Annotated in this window: 14 protein-coding genes and 1 riboswitch; of the genes, 10 read left to right on the forward strand and 4 right to left on the reverse strand. The window is 66.8% G+C overall.

Annotated elements, in window-relative coordinates; all coding sequences use genetic code 11:
- The first annotated feature begins 45 nt into the window (after nucleotides 1-45).
- From D187_RS41950 to argJ, 7 genes are read left to right on the forward strand one after another with little or no spacing between them, the layout of a single operon-like run.
- Nucleotides 46-945: an iron-containing redox enzyme family protein gene (locus D187_RS41950; RefSeq protein ID WP_002625284.1), complete on the forward strand. Its 900-nt coding sequence runs from the start codon at nucleotides 46-48 to the stop codon at nucleotides 943-945.
- Between the two features lie 5 nt (nucleotides 946-950).
- Nucleotides 951-1,475, forward strand: coding sequence for a GNAT family N-acetyltransferase (locus D187_RS41955; RefSeq protein WP_002625283.1), 525 nt, complete (start codon nucleotides 951-953; stop codon nucleotides 1,473-1,475).
- A 5-nt stretch (nucleotides 1,476-1,480) separates the two neighbouring features.
- Nucleotides 1,481-2,338: a class I SAM-dependent methyltransferase gene (locus D187_RS51200; protein ID WP_155893966.1), complete on the forward strand. Its 858-nt coding sequence runs from the start codon at nucleotides 1,481-1,483 to the stop codon at nucleotides 2,336-2,338.
- Nucleotides 2,339-2,343: 5 nt separating this feature from the next.
- Nucleotides 2,344-2,556, forward strand: coding sequence for a tautomerase family protein (locus D187_RS41965; protein WP_002625281.1), 213 nt, complete (start codon nucleotides 2,344-2,346; stop codon nucleotides 2,554-2,556).
- Nucleotides 2,557-2,566: 10 nt separating this feature from the next.
- Nucleotides 2,567-3,466 carry a DMT family transporter gene (locus D187_RS41970; protein ID WP_002625280.1) on the forward strand — a complete coding sequence of 300 codons (900 nt, stop codon included), beginning with the start codon at nucleotides 2,567-2,569 and terminating at the stop codon, nucleotides 3,464-3,466.
- 50 nt (nucleotides 3,467-3,516) lie between these two features.
- On the forward strand, nucleotides 3,517-5,082 hold the full coding sequence (locus D187_RS41975) for an HTTM domain-containing protein (RefSeq protein WP_155893967.1): 1,566 nt from the start codon (nucleotides 3,517-3,519) through the stop codon (nucleotides 5,080-5,082).
- Nucleotides 5,083-5,128: 46 nt separating this feature from the next.
- A complete protein-coding gene (gene argJ / locus D187_RS41980) occupies nucleotides 5,129-7,096 on the forward strand; it encodes a bifunctional glutamate N-acetyltransferase/amino-acid acetyltransferase ArgJ (protein ID WP_002625278.1) in 1,968 nt (655 codons plus the stop codon).
- Between the two features lie 55 nt (nucleotides 7,097-7,151).
- Here argJ and D187_RS41985 read toward each other — a convergent pair whose 3' ends face one another.
- Nucleotides 7,152-8,225 carry an SGNH/GDSL hydrolase family protein gene (locus D187_RS41985; RefSeq protein ID WP_043434245.1) on the reverse strand — a complete coding sequence of 358 codons (1,074 nt, stop codon included), beginning with the start codon at nucleotides 8,223-8,225 and terminating at the stop codon, nucleotides 7,152-7,154.
- 363 nt (nucleotides 8,226-8,588) lie between these two features.
- The gene (locus D187_RS41990) at nucleotides 8,589-9,020 is read right to left on the reverse strand and encodes a hypothetical protein (protein ID WP_043434246.1); all 432 of its coding nucleotides are present in this window, start codon (nucleotides 9,018-9,020) and stop codon (nucleotides 8,589-8,591) included.
- A gap of 909 nt (nucleotides 9,021-9,929) precedes the next feature.
- A riboswitch (SAM-I-IV-variant riboswitch) is annotated at nucleotides 9,930-10,051 on the forward strand.
- A gap of 326 nt (nucleotides 10,052-10,377) precedes the next feature.
- Here D187_RS41990 and thrA point away from each other — a divergent pair.
- From thrA to D187_RS42005, 3 genes are read left to right on the forward strand one after another with little or no spacing between them, the layout of a single operon-like run.
- A complete protein-coding gene (gene thrA / locus D187_RS41995) occupies nucleotides 10,378-12,876 on the forward strand; it encodes a bifunctional aspartate kinase/homoserine dehydrogenase I (RefSeq protein ID WP_002625275.1) in 2,499 nt (832 codons plus the stop codon).
- A gap of 39 nt (nucleotides 12,877-12,915) precedes the next feature.
- The gene (locus tag D187_RS42000; RefSeq protein WP_002625274.1) at nucleotides 12,916-14,043 is read left to right on the forward strand and encodes a trans-sulfuration enzyme family protein; all 1,128 of its coding nucleotides are present in this window, start codon (nucleotides 12,916-12,918) and stop codon (nucleotides 14,041-14,043) included.
- Nucleotides 13,955-15,112 carry a trans-sulfuration enzyme family protein gene (locus D187_RS42005; protein WP_051256776.1) on the forward strand — a complete coding sequence of 386 codons (1,158 nt, stop codon included), beginning with the start codon at nucleotides 13,955-13,957 and terminating at the stop codon, nucleotides 15,110-15,112. The genes D187_RS42000 and D187_RS42005 overlap by 89 nt, the downstream gene beginning before the upstream one ends.
- 164 nt (nucleotides 15,113-15,276) lie before the next feature.
- On the opposite strand, the gene D187_RS57300 is transcribed toward D187_RS42005, so the two are convergent.
- On the reverse strand, nucleotides 15,277-15,924 hold the full coding sequence (locus tag D187_RS57300; RefSeq protein ID WP_002625272.1) for a hypothetical protein: 648 nt from the start codon (nucleotides 15,922-15,924) through the stop codon (nucleotides 15,277-15,279).
- Complete coding sequence (locus D187_RS51750; protein ID WP_002625271.1) at nucleotides 15,921-18,578, reverse strand: AHH domain-containing protein; 2,658 nt, start codon at nucleotides 18,576-18,578, stop codon at nucleotides 15,921-15,923. Before D187_RS51750 ends, D187_RS57300 begins: the two co-directional genes overlap by 4 nt.
- Between the last annotated feature and the right edge of the window lie 139 nt (nucleotides 18,579-18,717).

The raw sequence follows: 18,717 nt of genomic DNA on the forward strand, positions 1-18,717 counted from the left end.
TGTCCTGTGTCAGGGTAGTTGTCACTTCCCCTGGACCTCACGCCCATGCAGATCGAATCAAGAATCGACGCGCTGGAAGGACTCTCCCTTCAGCAACGTTTGCACCGGCATTACACCTCGTTGCTCGCGGAGCCCGAGTGCTTCCTCGAGACTCCGTCGCTCTCGAGCATGCGGGAGATCCATGAACTGGAGGACGCCTGGCTCCGCCACCTCGATGCGCGCAGTGTCGGCTTCGAGCTTCCCTCGTCGAGTGCGCGGTTCAAGGACTGGTATTTCAGTCACGTCCAGCGGCACTCCGCGGCGACCGCCAGTTTCACCTCCTACCTGGCGGAACAGGCCTCCCTGTCCGAAATGGCCATGTTCTTCATCGTCGAGGAGAAGGTGGATAGCAAGTTCGATGATCTGATGGCGCTCGCCCAGCTCGGGACGTCTGGCAAGGTCAAGCTCACCATTGGTGACAATTACTGGGACGAGATGGGTCACGGCAACCCACGCTTCGTCCATACGACGATGTTCAACACCTCGGTCACCTGGATGCGGGAGCAACTCCAGGCGAAGGGCATCACCCCGAGTGATATCGAATTCCCCGAGATCTTCACCAACGCCAACCAGCTCCTCATGTACGGGTTGAGCCGGCGCCATGCCCCCCGGCTCATCGGTGCCCTCGGCGTGCTCGAACAGACCGCCTCCCAGCGCTTCCAGGCCATGGTGGATGGCTGCGTCCGCCTCGGAGTCCCGAAGGATGTGATCGCCTATCAATCCCTCCACGTCGGGGTGGACCATGATCACGGCTCGCAATGGTTCGATCACGTCCTCCTTCCCCTCACGCAGCGGAGCCCCCTGCTGATGGAGGAGATCTGCCGCGGTGTCTTGACCCGCTGTGACGTGGCGACCCGCTACTACCGCGAGGTCGAGGCGCGGCTCGTGTCCGGCAGGTACAGGTGAGCGCCATGGGCGAGGGCGCCGGCGCGGCCGGAGTGGACGTCATCATCCGCGGTGCGAGGCGTTCCGATGCCTTGGCGCTCTACGAGATCATGTCGAAGCCCAAGGTCATCTGGGGCACGACGGTGATGCCGTGCACGAGCGAACTCACCGCGGAAAAGGCCCTCGGTGAGGAGAACCGGCACTGGTTCATCGCCACCCGGGCTCGAGACGGCCACGTCCTCGGCTATCTCTATCTGGATTGGGGTCATGGACGCTGGCGTCGAATCGCCTCCCTGGTCATGGCCATCCACGACGACGCGGCGGGCCAGGGCGTCGGACGCATGTTGCTCGACAAGGCCATCCACGTCGGATTCCAGTACCTCGACCTCCAGCGCATCGAACTCGAGGTCTACGTCGACAACCCCGCGGCCATCCACCTCTATGAAAAGGTGGGGTTCGTCCATGAAGGGACCAAGCGACGCAACGCCATCCGTGACGGTGTTCATGTGGACGGCCACATGATGGCGATTCTCAAGCCACTCGATGGGTGAAGACCATGCAGCCACACACGCTCGCTTACACGGACAAGGCCCACCTGTTGACCCATAACTACGGGTCGACCGATGATTACAAGGTTCGCTCCTCCGGGTGGGACGAGTACCGGGTGAACCCCACCAGCGTCGTGGAGTGGGTGCTCGGGAAGATTCCGTTGGAGGGGCGGAGTGCCATCCTGGATGCGGGATGTGGCCTCGGACGGTTCGCGCTCGCGGCTGCCGAGCGGTCCCCCGCGGGGTCCGTGGTCACGGCCCTGGATCTCTCCGCCGCCATGGTCGACGCGGTCCGCACGGAAGCGCGCGGCCGGCAGCTCGCGATCGAGGTGAGCGTCGCGGGGATCGAGGAGCTCCCCCATCCAGCCGAGACCTTCGATGTCGTCCTCTGCAACTACGTTCTCTACCACGTGGAGTCGATCCCGAAGGCCATCGGCGAGCTCGCGCGGGTGCTCAAGCCAGGTGGCCGCCTCGTCAGCGTGGTGCCCGCCTTCCGGTGGCTTCACGAGCTCATCGACTGGCAGGACAGGGCGCTGCTGCGGCTCGGTCATGACATCGACGGCCCCCTGTTCAAGCCGACGGGAACGGACCGTTTCTGTGAGGAGAATGCCCCGCGCTACCTGCGGGAGCGATTCCGGGTGATGTCTCGGGAGCGCTACGATGGGACCATGCGCTTTCCCTCGGTGGAGGTGCTGCTCCATCACTATCGCCACACGATGAGGTTCAAGAACGCCGTGGCGGCGGGAGTCGATGCGGAGGTGCTCGCGGCGGCGGTGGGGGAGTTGATGAGCGAGACGCTCGCGCGCGAGGGACACCTCCAGGTGACGAGCCAGAACACGTGTTTCATCTGCGTCCGCGAGGAGTGAGCACCATGCCTCTCGTGCACATCTACGTGACACCGCCCCTCGAGGACGAGGGGCAGCGCAAGGAGCTCTTCCGCTCCGTGACGGAGGCGATCTCCAAGAGCCTCGAGAAGCCGCCGGAGCAGACGCGCATCCTCCTGCACGAGCTTCCCGAAACGGACTGGTCCGTGGCTGGCGAGACCGTGGACGTGCGGCGGCGGGCGTCCAAGGCGCGGAAGTGAGAAAGGCCGCATGACACTCGGGGATCGCGCGCTGGTGCTGCTCGTCATGGCGATTTGGGGGTTCAATTACGCCTTCGCGAAGTTGGGGCTTCTGGAGCTGCCGCCCTTCTCGCTGCTCGCCATCCGCTTCTTTCTGGTCGGCGTGCTGGCGGTGCCCTTCGCGAGGACGCCGCGCCGACACCTTCCACGGTTGTTCGGTCTGTCCGTGGTGTTTGGCACGTTGCACTTCGGCCTCGTCTACCTGGGACTGACTCGCGTCGATGCCGCCACCGGCGCCGTGCTGGTGCAACTCCAGGTGCCCTTCGCCGCCATCCTTTCCTTCCTGCTCCTCCGGGAGCGGCCGGGCTGGTCGTGGCTGGGGGGCGCGAGCCTCGCCTTTCTCGGGGCGTTGCTCCTGCTCGGCGAGCCACGAACCTCGGCGAACCGGGGCCATGCCTTCCTCATCGTCCTGTCCGCGGTGATGTGGGCGGTGAGCTACCTGCAACTCAAGGGCATGCAGAAGCCGGGTCCCCTCGACTCTTTCTCCATCAACGCGTGGATGAGCCTCCTGTCGGCGCCCCAGTTGCTCGCGCTGTCGCTCGTGTTCGAGCATGGGCAGCTTCGAGCGTTGCGGATGATGAGTGCGCTCGGGTGGGTCTCGCTGGCCTACCAGGTCCTGTGCGTCGGTCTCCTCGCCTACGTCATCTGGTATCGCCTCATCGTGAAATATCCGGTGAGCACGACCTCACCGTTCACGCTCACCATTCCGGTGCTCAGCAGCATGGCGGGAGCACTCCTGCTCGGGGAGCCCATCACGGGGCGTTTCGTCGTGGGAGCCGGTGTCACGCTCGCGGGGGTCGGCCTCCTCCTGCGCGGTTCGAAGGGTCCAGTGAAGCGCGTGGTGCCCACGGAACAACGGATTGGAACATGACGGGACAAGTGAGTTTTCGGGAGCGCCTCCGGGAGACGTTCACAGCGGATTTGAGGTCGCTCGCGGTGGTGCGCATCCTCACGGGGGCCGGTGTGGTCTTCGATGTCCTCTACCGGGCGCGAGACCTCGAGGCGCATTACACGCAAGCGGGAGTCATCTCCACGGAGACGGCGAGAGCCCTCGTGGAGTATTTCGGGTGGTTCTCGCTGCACACGCTCAGTGGAAGCCTGGCCTACCAGATCGGACTCAGCGCCTTGTTCCTGGTGCTCGGCCTCCTGCTCATGGTGGGGTTCGCCACCAGGCTCGTGACGCCACTGTGCTGGATGCTCTACGTGTCCGTGCAGAACCGTTTCTTCGCGGGGGACTACCCCGGCGATTATGTCCTCACCCTGTTGTTGCTCTCGGGCATCTGCCTTCCCTGGGGAGCCTGGTTCTCCGTGGATGCCTGGCGAGGGCGGGGGAGGGCGATGCCCGCTCCTCGCTACCGCGGACTCAGTGCCCATGCGTTCTTCCTGCTGTTCACCGTCTTCCTTTGCAACACGGGCATTTCGAAGTTCGCCGCTGGCGATCGGTGGCTCGACGGGAAAGCGCTCTATCTCACGCTCTCCTCCATCCGCTACACGTCCCACTGGCTCGACTGGACCCTCGAGCATCTCACGCTTCTCGAGGTCGTCACCTACGCCGTGCCTTGGATTGAGCTCGTCTCGCCGGTCGTTCTCTTCTTCCCCTGGAAGAACGGTGGGGTGCGCACGCTCGCCGTGGCCATCATCTGCGCCATGTTCACGTCCTTTGGCATTGGCCTCGACCTGCACCAACTCCCATTCCTCGCGGCGGTGGCATACCTCGGATTCCTGCCCCCCTGGTTCTGGGATCGGTTCCTGCCGGCGCTGTCCCGCGGGGCGTGGTGGCGGGCGCCCCCTTCCGAGGAGGCCGTGTCCCACGATCTCGCGCTCGCACCGGGCCGGGTCTTCGTCTCCATCAACAACGGCCTGGTCGCCGTTCTCCTCGCCCTCCACGCGACACATTACTATTACAAGATTGGAAATTACGGATACTTCTCCACGCCCCGGTCGCCGCCCGTGCTCGTGGACAAGACGTTGAGCTTCCTGAAGATGAAGAACATCTACCGGATGTTCTCCGATCCGCGTGTCTTCGAGCAGAGCGACGGTTGGGATGTCGCGCCTGGCGTGCTCGCGAGCGGTCGCGAGATCAACGTCTTCACGGGAGACGCGCTCTCGTTCGAGCAGCCGAAGGACCTCATCCAGTCGATAGGCGGGTTCCGCTGGCGCCAATACCTGACGTTGATGAACTGGTATCCCACCTGGAATCCGAAGAACATCACGAGCTACCACGTCATCGAATACGCGGCGATGCGCAGGGACCTCGCGCGCTACCTGTGCCGACAGTGGAATGCGCGGCACACGGGCGCGGACATGCTGGTGCGCATGAACCTGGCCATGGTCATTGCCCCGGTGCGCTACGCGCAACCCAAGCCTTCCTACCGGGTGGTGGAATTGCTGGAGCAGGCCCACCCGTGCGAGGACGTCGGCGCTTCGCCTGCCCGTGGCCCGGTCGCCGCACCCGAGCACCTCGAACCCGAGCGGGCGGCCCGATGACGTCCTTGGCCGCGCGATAGCCGCGGTTGCGGAGGGGTTGCAATCCGTGAAGGTACCGCTCGGCTTCTCCTTCTCCGGCATCCACGCGGGCCTCAAGCCTCAGCGCAAGGACGTGGCGCTCGTCTACAGCGACACGCCTTGCTCGGCTGCCGGCTGCTTCACCGCCAACAAGGCCCGGGCCGCCTCTGTCCAGGATGCCGAGCTCCGCCTGCCCGCCTCGGGCATCCAGGCCGTGCTCGTCAACTCGGGTAATGCCAATGCCCTCACCGGCCCCGCTGGGATGCTGGCCGTGCTCACCCTGCGCGAGGCGCTGGGCCGTACCCTCCGTGTGCCTCCGTCCGCCGTGCTCACCGCCTCCACGGGGGTGATTGGCCATCCGTTGCCCGTGTCCAAGGTGGTGACAGTGCTCGGCGCGCTCGAGGAGGCCCTGTGCTCCGAGCCCGACGCCGCCGCCGAGGCCATCATGAGCACCGACACGCGCGCCAAGCAGGCGTGGCGCCTGGTGCGCATCGGCGGCCGGGAGGTGACGCTCCGTGCCATCTTCAAGGGCTCCGGGATGATGCACCCGTCGTTGGCCACGGTGATCGCCGTCATCACCACGGACTGCGCCATCCATCCGGGAGTGCTCGCGACCGCCCTGCGCGAGGCGGTGTCCACCTCCTTCAACAGCCTGACGGTGGACGGGGACATGAGCCCCAACGACACCGTGTATGCGCTCGCCAACGGCCGGGCCGGCAACCCGTTCATCTCGGACCCAGGGCCGGAGCTGAAGGTCTTCACCGCCACGCTCTCGGACCTGTGCCAGGAGATGGCGCGGGAGATCGCCTCGGATGGCGAGGGCGCCACCAAATTGCTGCAAGTGGAGGTGACGGGCGCGCCAGTCCATTCCATCGCCCAGGATCTGGCGCGCGCCGTGGCGGGCTCCACCCTGGTGAAGGCCGCCGTCTTCGGGGCCGATCCCAACTGGGGCCGGGTGCTGGCCACCGTGGGCGCGCGCGCCGGTACGCGGGGCTACGCCGTGGATCCCTACTCGGCCCACGTCCGCATCCAGGGCATCTCCGTCTACCAGGGCGAGCCGCGGCCGTATGATCCGGTGCGGCTCAAGGCGCGCATGCGCGAGCCGGAGATCCGTGTCGAGGTCCACCTCACGGGGGGCGAGGGCTCGTCCGTGGCCTGGGGGTGCGATCTCTCGTACGACTCCGTGAGGCTCAACTCGGACCACGGCTCGCTCATCGAGTCCAGGCCGGACGGTGGTGCGGGCAAGGACGAGCGCCTGGCCAGATACGGTCCCGCCTTCAAGACGACGTTGCTCGTCGAGTCGCTCTCGTACATCTCGCGCTTCCGCGGCAAGCGCTGCGTCATCCATTGCGGCGGCGCGACCCTGGTGAAGGAGTCGCTCAAGCAGGCCTTCTGCCGCGACATCGAGCTTTTGCGCTCGGCGGGTCTGCGGCCCCTCATCGTGCACGTGGGTGGGGCGGAACTCGTCACCCTCTTCAACAACCTGGGAGACCGGGCGGTGGGCCTGTCCGGCAAGGACGGCGCGCTGCTGCGGGCGCGGCGGATTCCGAGTGACGACGAGCACTCCAAGGAGCACGTGGGCGAGGTGACGCGCGTCAACTCCGAGCTCCTGGAGATGTTGCTGGGCCAGGGGTACGTGCCCATCATCTCCCCGGTGGGGTTGGGCGAGGATGGGCAGACGTACGAGCTGGGCTCGGAGGCGGTGGCCGCCGAGGTGGCCAGTGCCATCAAGGCGCACAAGCTCATCTACCTGCACGACGCGCCGGGCATCCTCCGCGGCGAGGAGCTCCTCAGTGAGTTCACGGCCTCGCAGTTGGAGGCCCACCTCGCGGCCGGTGCGTTCGCCGGTGGCATGCGGACACGCGCGAGGATGGCCCTGAAGACGTTGTGCGGCGGCGGTGTGGAGCGCGTGCATTTCATCGACGGGCGAGTGCCGCACAGCCTCATCGCCGAGCTCTTCACCGACAAGGGCGTCGGGACGCTCGTCACCCGCTGAGGCCCCGCCGTGGCGCGGTGGGAGACCTGGCCACGGCCCGGGGGCGAGCTCGCGCTCATTTCAGCGAGCGGATGAAGTCCGTCAGCCGGGTGGCCATGGCCTCCTGGGTCGCGGCCGAGGGATGCCAGTCCTCACCATAGGGTCCTTGCTGCGGGGTATAGGCGAGGTAGTGGACGCGGGAGTCTCCCCGGGCGTTGAAGTCCTTCACCACCGAGGAGACCCAGTCCTGGATCTTGCTCCAGTGCTTCTGCCCGGAGGGGTACCAGTCGTTCATGATGGGGCCCACGGCGCAGATGATCCTCGCCTTGGGATAGTAGCCGCGGAGACGGGCGACGAAGTCCTGGTAGGCCGCGGTGAACCGGGCGGCGTCGGGTGTGCCCGGGGCGAAGTCGTTCGTGCCCAGGTTGAGCACCACGATGGAGGGCGTGTAGCGCGTGAAGTCCCAACGCGGCGTGGCCTGCCTGGGAAGGACGCGGTCGTGGAGTTGAGGGAGCGTTCCCGCCGTGTCTCCGGTGTTGTTGCGGTACATCCCCCGGCCCGAATAGCAGACCGTCATCAGCTCGGCGCCGAGGTTGCGCGCGGTGAGCCAGCCATGGGAGCGGGTGATGTTCTGGTTGATGGAGTGGAAGCCCGTCGTCGGGTTGTCGGCTTCCAGGATGGACGCCTCATTCCCGTAGCCGCAGGTGATGGAGTCCCCGATGAATTCGAGCTTCAGGGCCGGGCGGGCCGGAGGGTCCAGGAGCTCTCCGTGGACCTTGAAGCCTTGCAACTCGCTGGTGCCGACCTCGCTCTCCGTCAGCTTGACGAGCTCGAGGGTGTGCTCGCCCGGCGCCAGGCTCCAGCCCATCTCATACACCGCCTGGTCCCCGTGGACGGCGAACTTCATGGGCAGCTGGGCGTCGAGCGTGACCTGGTAGTAATTGGTCGTCCGCTTGTCACCCGCGCTCCGGTCCTTCAACAACAAGGCGATCGCGTCTCCCTTGAACCGGACCTTGGTGGTGACTCCCGGGTAGGAGAACACCGCGGACGCATCGGAGACGTCCACCCGTCCCATGTATTGGATTCGTGAGTCGGACGCGGGGACCGTCACCCACGTGAGCCCGGGGGAGGGCGCCTGGGACGGGGGCATCGCGGAGTCCGATAGCTCCTGCGGCAGGGACGTCTCCGGAAAACACCCCCCGCAAGCGAGGAGGGCCGAGAGGGCCCAGGTGATAACAGGGATTCGCCGTGTCATTCGTAACGCCTCCGCCGAGGGGTGGGGGAGCGCAACGTAGGGAGCCGATACGGGAGGGGCCAGGGAGGGGCCTGCCCGGAGGGTTGTCCATTCCACCGAGCGGGCGGCTCAGTGTCTGGTTCGCGCCGAGAGGGCCTCCAGCGGTCCTGGGAAAGGTGTCAAAGGAGTCGGTTCCCACCCGCCCCCTCTGTGAATCGTCTGACATCCGCGGACGGGCCCACTCGGCGGAATGGGCCGAGGTGAGGGGCTACCAGCGCCTCATGCTCCGACCCAGATCTGACCGTTTCGTGCCTCGGCTTTCATGAGCTGGGCGAGGGAACCATACGGTTTGGGCGCTGGGTGATTGGCGCTGTCGAAGCTGGTCCATTGGCCATGCACCTTGCGCACCGTGAAGAAATGGCCGCCGGCCGCCATGATGCCGACTCCCTTCGCTTCGAGTGCGGCCACATCACCCTGTTTCATATTGAAAGACTGGAAGACCGAGGGGTCATTGCCATCCTCGACGAGTGACTTCGCCAATTCCTTCGTGACGCCCGCGGAGGGATCGAATGCCGTCAGGTAATGGTTGGTCGCCTTCTCGAAGAACATCGTCTTGTCGACTGCTCCATTGGTGAAGTGATGCAACGCGAAGAAGGCGCAGAGACGGGAGTCGGGATGCCGAGAGTCTATCGGCTGCTTGAGGAAGGCCAACTTCGTCCCAGGGGATGAGGCATTGGAGCCCACGGCCTGGACTGGCCCGTGATGCGCGAGCCCAGCTCCTGGTGGCGGCAACTGGGAGGACGTGGGAGCAGGAGGCTTTGGAAGGGGCCTTGGAGGAAGAGGCGGCGGGTGGTGCACGGAGGCGGCCAACTCCCCGTGATTGGCTCCGAAGGAGGGGGCTGAAGAGTAGGGCGGAGGTCGAGGAGGGAGCGCCGGGGCCGGCCGTCTTGGCGGCAGAGGCGGCGGGTTGTTCGGGGCGCGACCTCCATTCCCGACGGAGGGAGCCTGCCCTTGAGGCGCAAAGGCCGCGTTTGGTGGCGGCGAAGGGGAGAGAGCTCCCTGCGGGCTGTTCAGGCCGGGTCGTCCGTACCCGACGGAGTGGGCCGACACGTTATACGAGGCGAATTGCTGTGGCGTCGGCCGTGGGAACTGGGCGTTGAGGTTCTGGTGCGCGGGCCCTGGCTTGCTGAACCCGGTGGCGTGGAACTGGGGTGGAGGGGCATGGAACGGTCGTACGACCCCTGCCTGCTGCGGGTTGAATTGCGCGGTCCATCCCGCCCCGGGCCCCTGCTTCGGCCTCAGGAATGTGCGGATGAGCGAATTCAGAGGATTCTTGGTGCGCAGCATCCAACCTCCTGGTGCATGAGGTGTTCCAGGCAGCGCTCATGCCAGACCTTGCCCCCTGACCAGGGGGCAACCCCTTGAAATCAGGACACTCCGCGCGAGGAAGAGGGCGTCCGCATGGGACCGAGCAGGGCGGGGCCCTGAACGGTGCCGCCCGGCCGGGTGGTGGCTCCAGTCACCAGGTGGTGAGTGGATCCACCCTCGCGCTGCTCGCCATGGGTGAGATGGGGCCCACGGTAAGGGATTGACAGACGCCCGCTGTGCGTTTATCTCCTGTCTCAGCATCCAGAGCGGCCTCCGCTTCACGCGGTGGCCCGACAACCTGGAGTCGGACCTCCAAGGTGTCCAAACGATGCGGCTCGAGGAGAAATACCTCCCGGGCAATCCAAGAGTCCGAAGCAGGGGCCACCCCTTCGCTTCGGTGAGAGAGGACCTCCGTGGTTCCGTCCACCCGTGCCGCATCCCTGAACGCCGCCGCTGACCGCCTCCTGCCGTGCCGTCGTCTCTCGGCCACGAGCATGCGCCAGCTCCGCTCGGGCCCCACTCGAATGCGCCAGCCCCGCGGCCAACGCTAGTCCGCGTCCGCCGGGGCCTCACCTCCTCCTCATTCCTCTCATGCCGTGGGCGCGCGTGCGCCGCGAAGGGCCTTCGTGTGCCCGGCGCGCGGGACGTGTCTGCCTTTGACTGTCTTCCCGGGCCCGCGCGGCCCTCCAGAGGTTCGCAGATGAGCAGCGCTCCCTTCCAGGTCATGAAGTTCGGAGGTTCCTCCGTGGGCTCGCCCCGGCGGCTCCGTCAGGTCATCGAGCTGATTGGTACACACGCGAAACAGGGGCCCCTCGCCGTCGTCGTCTCGGCCATGGGCGACACCACGGACTGGCTCCTCGAGGCGGCGGGGCTCGCCACCCAGGGAGACCTCGAAGGCGCGCTGAGCGTGGTGGCGCGCATCGCCCACCTCGCGAAGACGAACGCCGCCGCGTTGGACCCGGCGCGCGCCACGGCGCTCGCGGCGCGGGTGGATTCCCTGCTCGCGCCCCTGCGGCAGCTCCTCCAGGGCATCTCCCTCACCCGCGAGTGCTCGGCGCCCTCGCGCGACAGGGTGCTCTCCTTCGGCGAGCTGGTCTCCGCCACGCTGCTCGCGGAGCTGCTCACGGCCTCGGGCACCGAGGCCACCTTCCGCGACGCGCGGCAGTTGCTGGTGACGGATGACCGCTTCGGCGCGGCCCGGGTGGATGGGGCGCTCACGCGCGAGCGGCTCCAGGCGGCCGTGGCGGGCTGGCGGGCTTCCGTGCCCGTCCTCCCCGGCTTCATCGCCGCGACGCCGGACGGGCGCACCACCACGTTGGGGCGCAATGGCTCCGACTACACCGCGGCGCTGGTGGCCCAGGGCATCGGCGCGACGGAAGTCACGGTGTGGACGGACGTGCTGGGCCTGCACACCGCCGACCCGGACCTCGTGAGCGACGCCTACCCCGTGGCGCACCTCACCCACGGCGAGGGGCTGGAGCTGGCCGCCGTGGGCGTGCGCATGCTGCACCCGCGCACGATGATTCCGCTCATCGAGGCGGGCATCTCCCTGCGCATCCGCAACACGATGCACCCGGACCACCCGGGCACGCTCATCGACGCCATCGGCTCGCGCGACGGCCAGCGGCCCACGTGTATCGCCACCCGGGAGGAGCTCGCGCTGCTCGGCATCGAGGTGCGCAAGCTGTCGGACCAGTTCCAGCTCGGCGAGCGCGTGCTGGCCGCGCTGCGCGAGGCGAGCGTCACGGTGTGGCTGTCCACGCAGTCGGCCAATGGCCAGTCCATCGCCGTCGTCGTCCCCCGGCCGGACCTGCTCCGCGCCCGGGGTGCCCTGGAGAGCGAGCTGGCCCAGGAGCTGGCCCGGCACGAGGTGGAGCCCCTCGCCCTGCGCGAGCCGGTGACGCTGCTGACGCTGGTGGCCGAGGCCATGGGGCAGGGGGCCAACGTGGCGGGGCGCTTCTTCGGCGCGCTGGGTGCGGTGGGCGTCAACGTGCGGGCGAGCGCCCAGGGGGCCAGCTCGCGCTCCATCTCCTGCGTCGTGGACGCGGCGGACACCGCCATCGCCGTGCGCACCACGCACGCGGCCTTCAACCTGGCGCACCAGCAGGTGAGTCTCTTCCTGCTCGGCCGGGGCACCGTGGGCGGCCAGCTCCTGGCGCAGGTGCGCGCGCAGCAGGCGCTGCTCCAGGACAAGCACGGCATCGCCCTGCGAGTCGTGGGCCTCGCCGACAGCCGGCGCGCCCTGTTCGACGCGGCGGGCCTGCCGCTGGAGGGCCTGGAGGAGCGGCTGGCGCGCGTGGAGCCGGGCCCGGAGCCGCGCACGCTGGTGCCGCTGTTGGACGAGCTGCGCCGGCTGCCCGTGCCCATCCTCGTGGACTGTACCGCCGCGAGCGGCATCGAGGCGCTCTACACGGAGGCCTTCCGCCGGGGCATCCACGTGGTGGGGGCCAACAAGAAGCCGCTGGCACTGCCGTGGGATGACCGGGAGGCGCTGCTCGCCGAGGCCCGGCGCCACCATGTCGCCTACCACTACGAGACGACGGTGGCGTCCAGCCTGCCCGTCATCGACACGCTGGCCAACCTCGTGCGCACGGGCGACACCGTGCGCCTCATCACCGCGTCGCTGTCCGGCAGCGTGGGCTTCATCTGCAACGAGCTGACGGCGGGCGTCCCGCTGTCCGTGGCCGTGCGCACCGCGAGGGAGCGCGGCTTCACCGAGCCGGACCCGCGCGAGGACCTGAGCGGCACGGACGTGGCGCGCAAGGCGCTCATCCTCGCCCGTGAGCTGGGGCTGCCCCTGTCCCTCTCCGACGTGGCGCTGGAGCCCTTCGTCCCCGAGGACCCGCGGCCCGGCGCTTCCGTGGACACGTTCCTCCACGGGCTGAAGGCCCTGGACGCGGCCTTCGCGGACCGGGTCGCGCGCTGCCGGAGTGCTGGCACGGTGCTGCGCTACCTGGCGCGCATCGATCCGTCGAAGGTGGGCACCGGCTCGCCCGTCATCCGCGTGGGCCCCGCCCCCGTGGAGGCCGGCCAGCCCGGGGCGGACCTGCGTGGCTCCGAATCCTTCGTGTCCTTCACCACCACGCGCCACAGCGACTTCCCGCTCGTCGTGCGCGGCGCGGGCGCGGGCGGCGCGGTGACGGCCTCGGGCGTGCTGGCCGACATCCTCCGCATCTCCCAGGCGCTGCGCGGCCGCTGACCTCTTCCCCTGTCCTCGCCGAATGAAAGAGCCCCTTCCATGAAACTCGCCACCGCGCTCGTCCACGCGGGCGTGCGCCGGGACCCCACCACCGGCGCCGTCGCCGTCCCCATCTACCAATCCGCCACCTACCAGCACCCCGCGCTCGGCCAGTCCACCGGCTACGACTACTCGCGCACCAAGAACCCCACCCGCGGCGCGCTCGAGGACGCACTGGCGCGGCTGGAGGGCGGCAGCCGGGGCCTCGCCTTCAGCTCCGGCATGGCCGCGCTGCACTGCGCGCTCCAGCTCTTCGGGCCGGAGGACCACGTCATCCTCACCGAGGACCTCTACGGCGGGACGTACCGGCTGGTGGATCGCATCCTCCACGTGCCCTTCACCTTCGTGGACACCACGCGTCCGGAGGCGGTGCGGGCCGCGCTGCGTCCCAACACGCGGGCCATCGTCGTGGAGTCCCCCACCAACCCGCTGATGAAGACGGCGGACATTCCCGCCATCGCCGACATCGCGCACGAGGCCGGGGCGCTGCTCATCGTCGACAACACCTTCCTCACGCCGTGGCTGCAGCGGCCGCTGGAGCTGGGCGCGGACATCGTGGTGCACAGCGCGACGAAGTACCTCGCCGGGCACAATGACGTGGTGGCGGGCGCGCTGGTGGCGCGCGACGCGGCGCTGGGCGAGCGCCTCGCGTATCTCCAGAATGGCATCGGCGCGATCCTCGGGCCGCAGGACGCGTACCTGGTGATTCGCGGGCTGAAGACGCTGGCCCTGCGCATGGAGAAGCACCAGGCCAACGCGCGCGAGGTCGCCGCGTGGCTGGCCTCGCACCCGCTAGTGGAGCGTGTCTTCTACCCGGGCGTGGGGGGCATGCTGTCCTTCAACGTCGTCGAGGCGGCCCTGGTGCCTGGGGTGCTCGCCTCCGTCCAGGTGTGCCTCTTCGCCGAGTCGCTCGGCGGCGTCGAGACACTCATTACCTATCCAACCACCCAGACCCACGCCGACATCCCCCTCGCGCGCCGGGAGCAACTGGGCATCTCCGACAAACTGCTTCGCCTCTCCGTGGGAATCGAGGACTGTCATGACATCATCGCCGACCTGGCCCAAGCGCTCGAAGGAGCCCGCCGTGCCCACCCGCTTCGCGACGCGCCTGCTGCACACCGGGCATGAGACCGATCCCGCCACCGGCGCGGCGGCGGTGCCCATCTACCAGGTGTCCATGTTCGACCAGCCGGGGCTGGATCAGCCCGGCGAGTTCGACTACGCGCGCTCGGGAAACCCGACGCGCAAGGCGCTGGAGGGCGTGCTCGCCGAGCTGGACGAGGCCCATGCCGCCTTCGCCTTCGGCTCCGGCATGGCCGCCATCTCCACGGTGCTGATGCTGTTCAGCGCGGGGGACCACCTCGTCGTCACCGACGACTGTTACGGCGGCACCTACCGGGTGTTGACACGCGTGTTCAACCGCTTCGGGCTCAAGGCCACCTTCGTGGACACGAGCGACCCGGACGCGGTGCGCGCCGCCATCCGTCCCAACACCAAGGCGCTGCTGGTGGAGAGCGTCAGCAACCCGTTCCTCAAGCGCACGGACATCCTCGCGATGTCCATCCTCGCACGCACCTGTGGCGCGCTGCTCATCGTCGACAACACGTTCCTGTCGCCGTACGTCTCGCGGCCGCTCACCGAGGGCGCGGACATCGTGGTGCACTCGGCCACGAAGTACCTTGGCGGGCACAGCGACATCGTCGCCGGGACGGTGGCGGTGAAGACCCCGAAGCTGGCGCAGGAGGTCTACTTCCTCCAGAACGCGGTGGGCGCGGTGCTGGGCCCGCAGGACTGCTTCCTGCTCCAGCGCGGCATCAAGACGCTGGGCGTGCGCCTGGAGCGGCAGGTGAAGACGGCAGCGGGGCTGGCCCGCTGGCTCGCGGACAGGCCCGAGGTGAAGGAGGTGTTCTACCCGGGGGCGGGCGCGGTGGTGTCCTTCCGGCTCGCGCGCGACGAGTGGGCGGCCCCCTTCGTGGAGGCGCTCCAGTTGCCCCTGCTAGGCGTGTCACTGGGCGCGGTGGAGAGCATCGTCACGGTGCCGGCCCGGCACTCGCATGCATCCGTGCCCGCGCCCGAGCGGCAGCGGCGCGGCATCACCGATGGGCTCATCCGCTACTCGGTGGGGCTGGAAGACCTGGAGGATCTGCAGGAGGACCTCGCGCTCGCCTTGGGACAAGCGGTACGCGTGGCGGCGTGAGTGTTCTCCCAAGCCCCCCGGTCCACGGGGGCAGGGGAGGACCTTCTCGCATTTTCCCTGGAGTCGCGTCCCGGCCGTCCTTGAGAGGGGAGCCTGTGGCAATCTCCTCAGAGGTGGGGTGGGGGCACCGTCGACGGGACCGCGCTCGACGGCACGAGCGCCCCTCACGGCAGTGGACGCCACCACAGGCCCTTCAAGTCCGCCTGCTCACAGGCCCGCCTCGCCTCTTCCGAGAAGCAATAGAAGACCAACCCGGGGACGAAGAATACCGGAGGAAATCCTCCCTCGGGTTTTCGGAACTCGAAGTGCTGGGCATCCTCGACTCCCAGATAGGTCTCTCCACTCTTGCGGAACGACGTCCCGTTCACCAGGGTCCGATCATGATCGAGGCAGTCCAGCCGCTCCGCGAGTTGCAAGATGACGAAGTCATCGTTGCGCAGCGAAGGATCCTGCACCTGGTACGAGGTGCGCCGCCGCGGGTAACCCGCGTAGACGAGTTTCTTGACCTTGCTTGAGTAGATGACCGTCGAAATGGCACGGTGACGAAATGGTCCCACGGACTCCAGTACCCGCATCATCCTCTTGGACATGAGCAGGAGGTTCAGGGGGGAGGTGAAGACATGATCAAGCCACGCCAGGTTCTTCAGATCTCCCAGGAACTCCATGACGGGAGGGGCTCCGCACAATTGATGATAATCAATGTCCGGATCGAAGAACATCGCTCGCTCGAACCCATCGAACTCGATGATCGTGGCATCGAACACGTCTTCTTTTTCGATGTGGGATGTGTCGGCGTTCAGTGCGTAGATCATGCGATGAGTTCGGTTCCTTCGGCTCTGAATTTCAACATGGCCAGCTTGTACACGGGTTTTCCCTTGACCTCGACGTGAATGCCATCCTCTATGAGTTCTTTGACGACCTTGTCCGGCAGGCCGCCGTTCTTGATCTGATTGCGGAGTTTGTCCTCGACCTTTTTGATTGCCCGTTCGATCAATTCGAGCTTGACGTCACGCTGCAAGATTTTTCCGCCTTGCGTGAGACCGTTCAACTCCTTGGTGAGCAGGTCATCCACATGGTTGCTGTAGTTCTTGTGGTTGCCCAAATGGACGTAAATCCCATCGTCCACATGCTCGACGGCTGAGGGCATGTCGATCATGTTCGACCCGCGATCAATCGTGTAGTTGTTCAGACGCTCGTAGGCCTCGCGTATCAAGGGGTTCTTCTGGGCCACTCCGTCTGGAATCAAGTGATGCAGTTGGGATTTGCCCTGGCTGATTCGGGCCGCGGCTTCGGCGCACGCCACCTCTCCATGTTCTTTCCTGACCAGCTCCAGGAAGTTCTTCCTGTAGCGGCTATACACGCTGATGCGGGTGCCTTCGCCCGTCTTGAGGGCGATCAGCCCCTTTTCCGTCATCGTGAGCTGCGCATACTCGTTCCCCTTCGCCTTGCCTGAGAGCCTGCGCACATAGCCCAGCTGACCCTCGCTGTCCTTGACCAACTGGTAGCCCGCCTGCTTTAGCTTTCCCTCGAACCGGGTGAACTCAGACGTGCCCGGCTTGGGAACACGTCTGCCCACGAGGTCCTTGATCCCCTCCCAGTTCTGGACCTTCTCCATCAGCTGCTCCAGCTTCGCGTCGCTCAGTGGCCGATCGGTCAGCGGAACCTCCTTGGGAGGGTTCTTCGCCGGGGTCTCCTTGGAAGAAGTCGTCTTCGTCTTCGCTGCCGCCGCCTCCGACTCGGCGCCTGCTTCCGACGCGACCTGGAGCTTGGGCGCGACGGGCACCTCCCTCGTGGTGGTGATGCTGCCCCGCTTGAAGACGGGTACGGCGACGGTGCCGCCATGGCTGCCCTGCACGGCCATCCATTCGATTTGTGGCGGGGTGATCCTCACGTTCTTTGCTAGCGACAAACCCTTGGTGAGATTCCCCTTCATGCCCAGGAAACCCAGGGCGGCCATGGCGATGCTCGCCAGCATGTGAAGGAAGTACCTGCTGGCCTCCGCGAGCCTCTGCGGATTGCCCTGGGCCGTCCACGCGGTCCTGAGCCAGAGCATGGCGTATTTGGTGGCCGCGACCCCCGCCTGGACCAACCCCTCGGCCCCAAAGGCCGCCAGTCCGAGCTGGATGAGCGCCGCCGCGAGCTGCCCGACTCCCGTCGGACTCACCGCCAGGACGGCAGAGAGGCATTCCAGGGAGAGGAACAACACCACGGTGCCGATGATCACCGGCAGGTGTTCGAGGACCGCCTTCCCGTACTCGCCGATGAAGACCTCACGGACATGGTCGGGCGCCATCTGCACGGAGGCGAGGATGTCTCCCAGCGAGTGCATCATTTGCCGGACCCGGGCGAACAATCCCCCCGTGATGGAGCCGCTCTTCACCACCTTCTCCAGGCGGTTGGCGAAGTCCACGCTGACCAGCCAGATGAACTCTCCCGCGACGAGCTGCACGTCACCATCGACCCTGCGAACGCCCTTCTGGTGGTACTGCTCGTTCACGTAGAGGATGACGTTCTCGTAGAAGCGCAGATCCCGTCCCGGCTCGATGCCCTGGCGATAGCACCTCGCCGCGATCGGCTCGAGACGCTCCCCCTGCTGGACATAGTGGAGTGTCGCGGTGGGCTCGGGGAGTTCGGTGGTGACGCGGAAGTGCTGCACATACCCATGCACCAGGGTGCGCTGGACGCAGGTGGACACATGCAGCCACTCCGGCTTTTGGGGATGATGGCCGATGACGACCACGGGGGTCCCGGGGGGGAGCACGCCCTTCACCGCGAAGGGCGCATTCCTGTCCAACTCGTAGGGCACCGTTCGAAGATGGCTCCCGTCCTTGTTGATGATGAAGCCCCGTGTGCCGGGCTTGATGCGACGAAGGGTGCTCGTCTTATCGGCCATGGGGGCCGGGCTCCCCCGGCCCGACCTCAAGTCCGCTGACCGAACCAGGAGGGCATATTGGCTCGCCGAGAGGGCGACGCTGATCGACCCCGTCCCCGGGTTCTGGAGATTCGCCAGGTCCGGGACCTTTCCACTCCGGATGAGCGCGAGGGCGTCCTCGCGTTGCAGCTTGCCCACCCTCCGGGCGACTTCGAGCTGGAGCGCTTCCCCCTGGAGCCAGGTGGGGACGTTCTTGAGGGAGACGAGGACTATCTCCTCGAGTTGCTTGGTGGCGTATTTGAATTCGGACGCGAACAGCCTGCCGAACTGGAAGGAGTTGAGGAGACGATTCTTCAGTTGAGCCACGGTGGGTTGGGTGACCGGGACTGACGGGAACAGGGCCTTGGACACGGCCTCGTCAATGGCGCGAAGAATCTTCTGCTCCTGGGCGTGGGCCAACCAGTAGTCCAGCAAGGGCCTGAGTGTCGCCAGCGGAGCGGCCGGGTAGCTGGCAAGAAGGGCCCGGTCCTTCTTGAGGACGAGGATGAAGTTGGAAGAGCCGCCACGGCCGGTCAATTTCCAATGTTGCGTCATGACATGGCTCCGGAGCGTTCACGTTCGCAGAGAGAAATGCCCCGTGGAGGGAAGTGAGCCATGGAGTACGAGCTGGGGGCGGTGACGCTAGCATGGGCCTCCGCACCCTTTCGAGCCGCCCTCCTGGCTCGTGACGTGC

This window comes from Cystobacter fuscus DSM 2262, assembly GCF_000335475.2.
GTDB lineage: Bacteria > Myxococcota > Myxococcia > Myxococcales > Myxococcaceae > Cystobacter > Cystobacter fuscus.

Coding starts and splice junctions, on each gene's coding strand:
- D187_RS41970 (WP_002625280.1), top strand. CDS start 2,567: ATGACACTCGGGGATCGCGCGCTGGTGCTGCTCGTCATGGCGATTTGG.
- D187_RS57300 (WP_002625272.1), bottom strand. CDS start 15,924: ATGATCTACGCACTGAACGCCGACACATCCCACATCGAAAAAGAAGAC.
- D187_RS41955 (WP_002625283.1), top strand. CDS start 951: ATGGGCGAGGGCGCCGGCGCGGCCGGAGTGGACGTCATCATCCGCGGT.
- D187_RS41965 (WP_002625281.1), top strand. CDS start 2,344: ATGCCTCTCGTGCACATCTACGTGACACCGCCCCTCGAGGACGAGGGG.
- thrA (WP_002625275.1), top strand. CDS start 10,378: ATGAGCAGCGCTCCCTTCCAGGTCATGAAGTTCGGAGGTTCCTCCGTG.
- D187_RS41950 (WP_002625284.1), top strand. CDS start 46: ATGCAGATCGAATCAAGAATCGACGCGCTGGAAGGACTCTCCCTTCAG.
- D187_RS51750 (WP_002625271.1), bottom strand. CDS start 18,578: ATGACGCAACATTGGAAATTGACCGGCCGTGGCGGCTCTTCCAACTTC.
- D187_RS42000 (WP_002625274.1), top strand. CDS start 12,916: ATGAAACTCGCCACCGCGCTCGTCCACGCGGGCGTGCGCCGGGACCCC.
- D187_RS42005 (WP_051256776.1), top strand. CDS start 13,955: ATGACATCATCGCCGACCTGGCCCAAGCGCTCGAAGGAGCCCGCCGTG.
- D187_RS51200 (WP_155893966.1), top strand. CDS start 1,481: ATGCAGCCACACACGCTCGCTTACACGGACAAGGCCCACCTGTTGACC.
- D187_RS41985 (WP_043434245.1), bottom strand. CDS start 8,225: ATGCCCCCGTCCCAGGCGCCCTCCCCCGGGCTCACGTGGGTGACGGTC.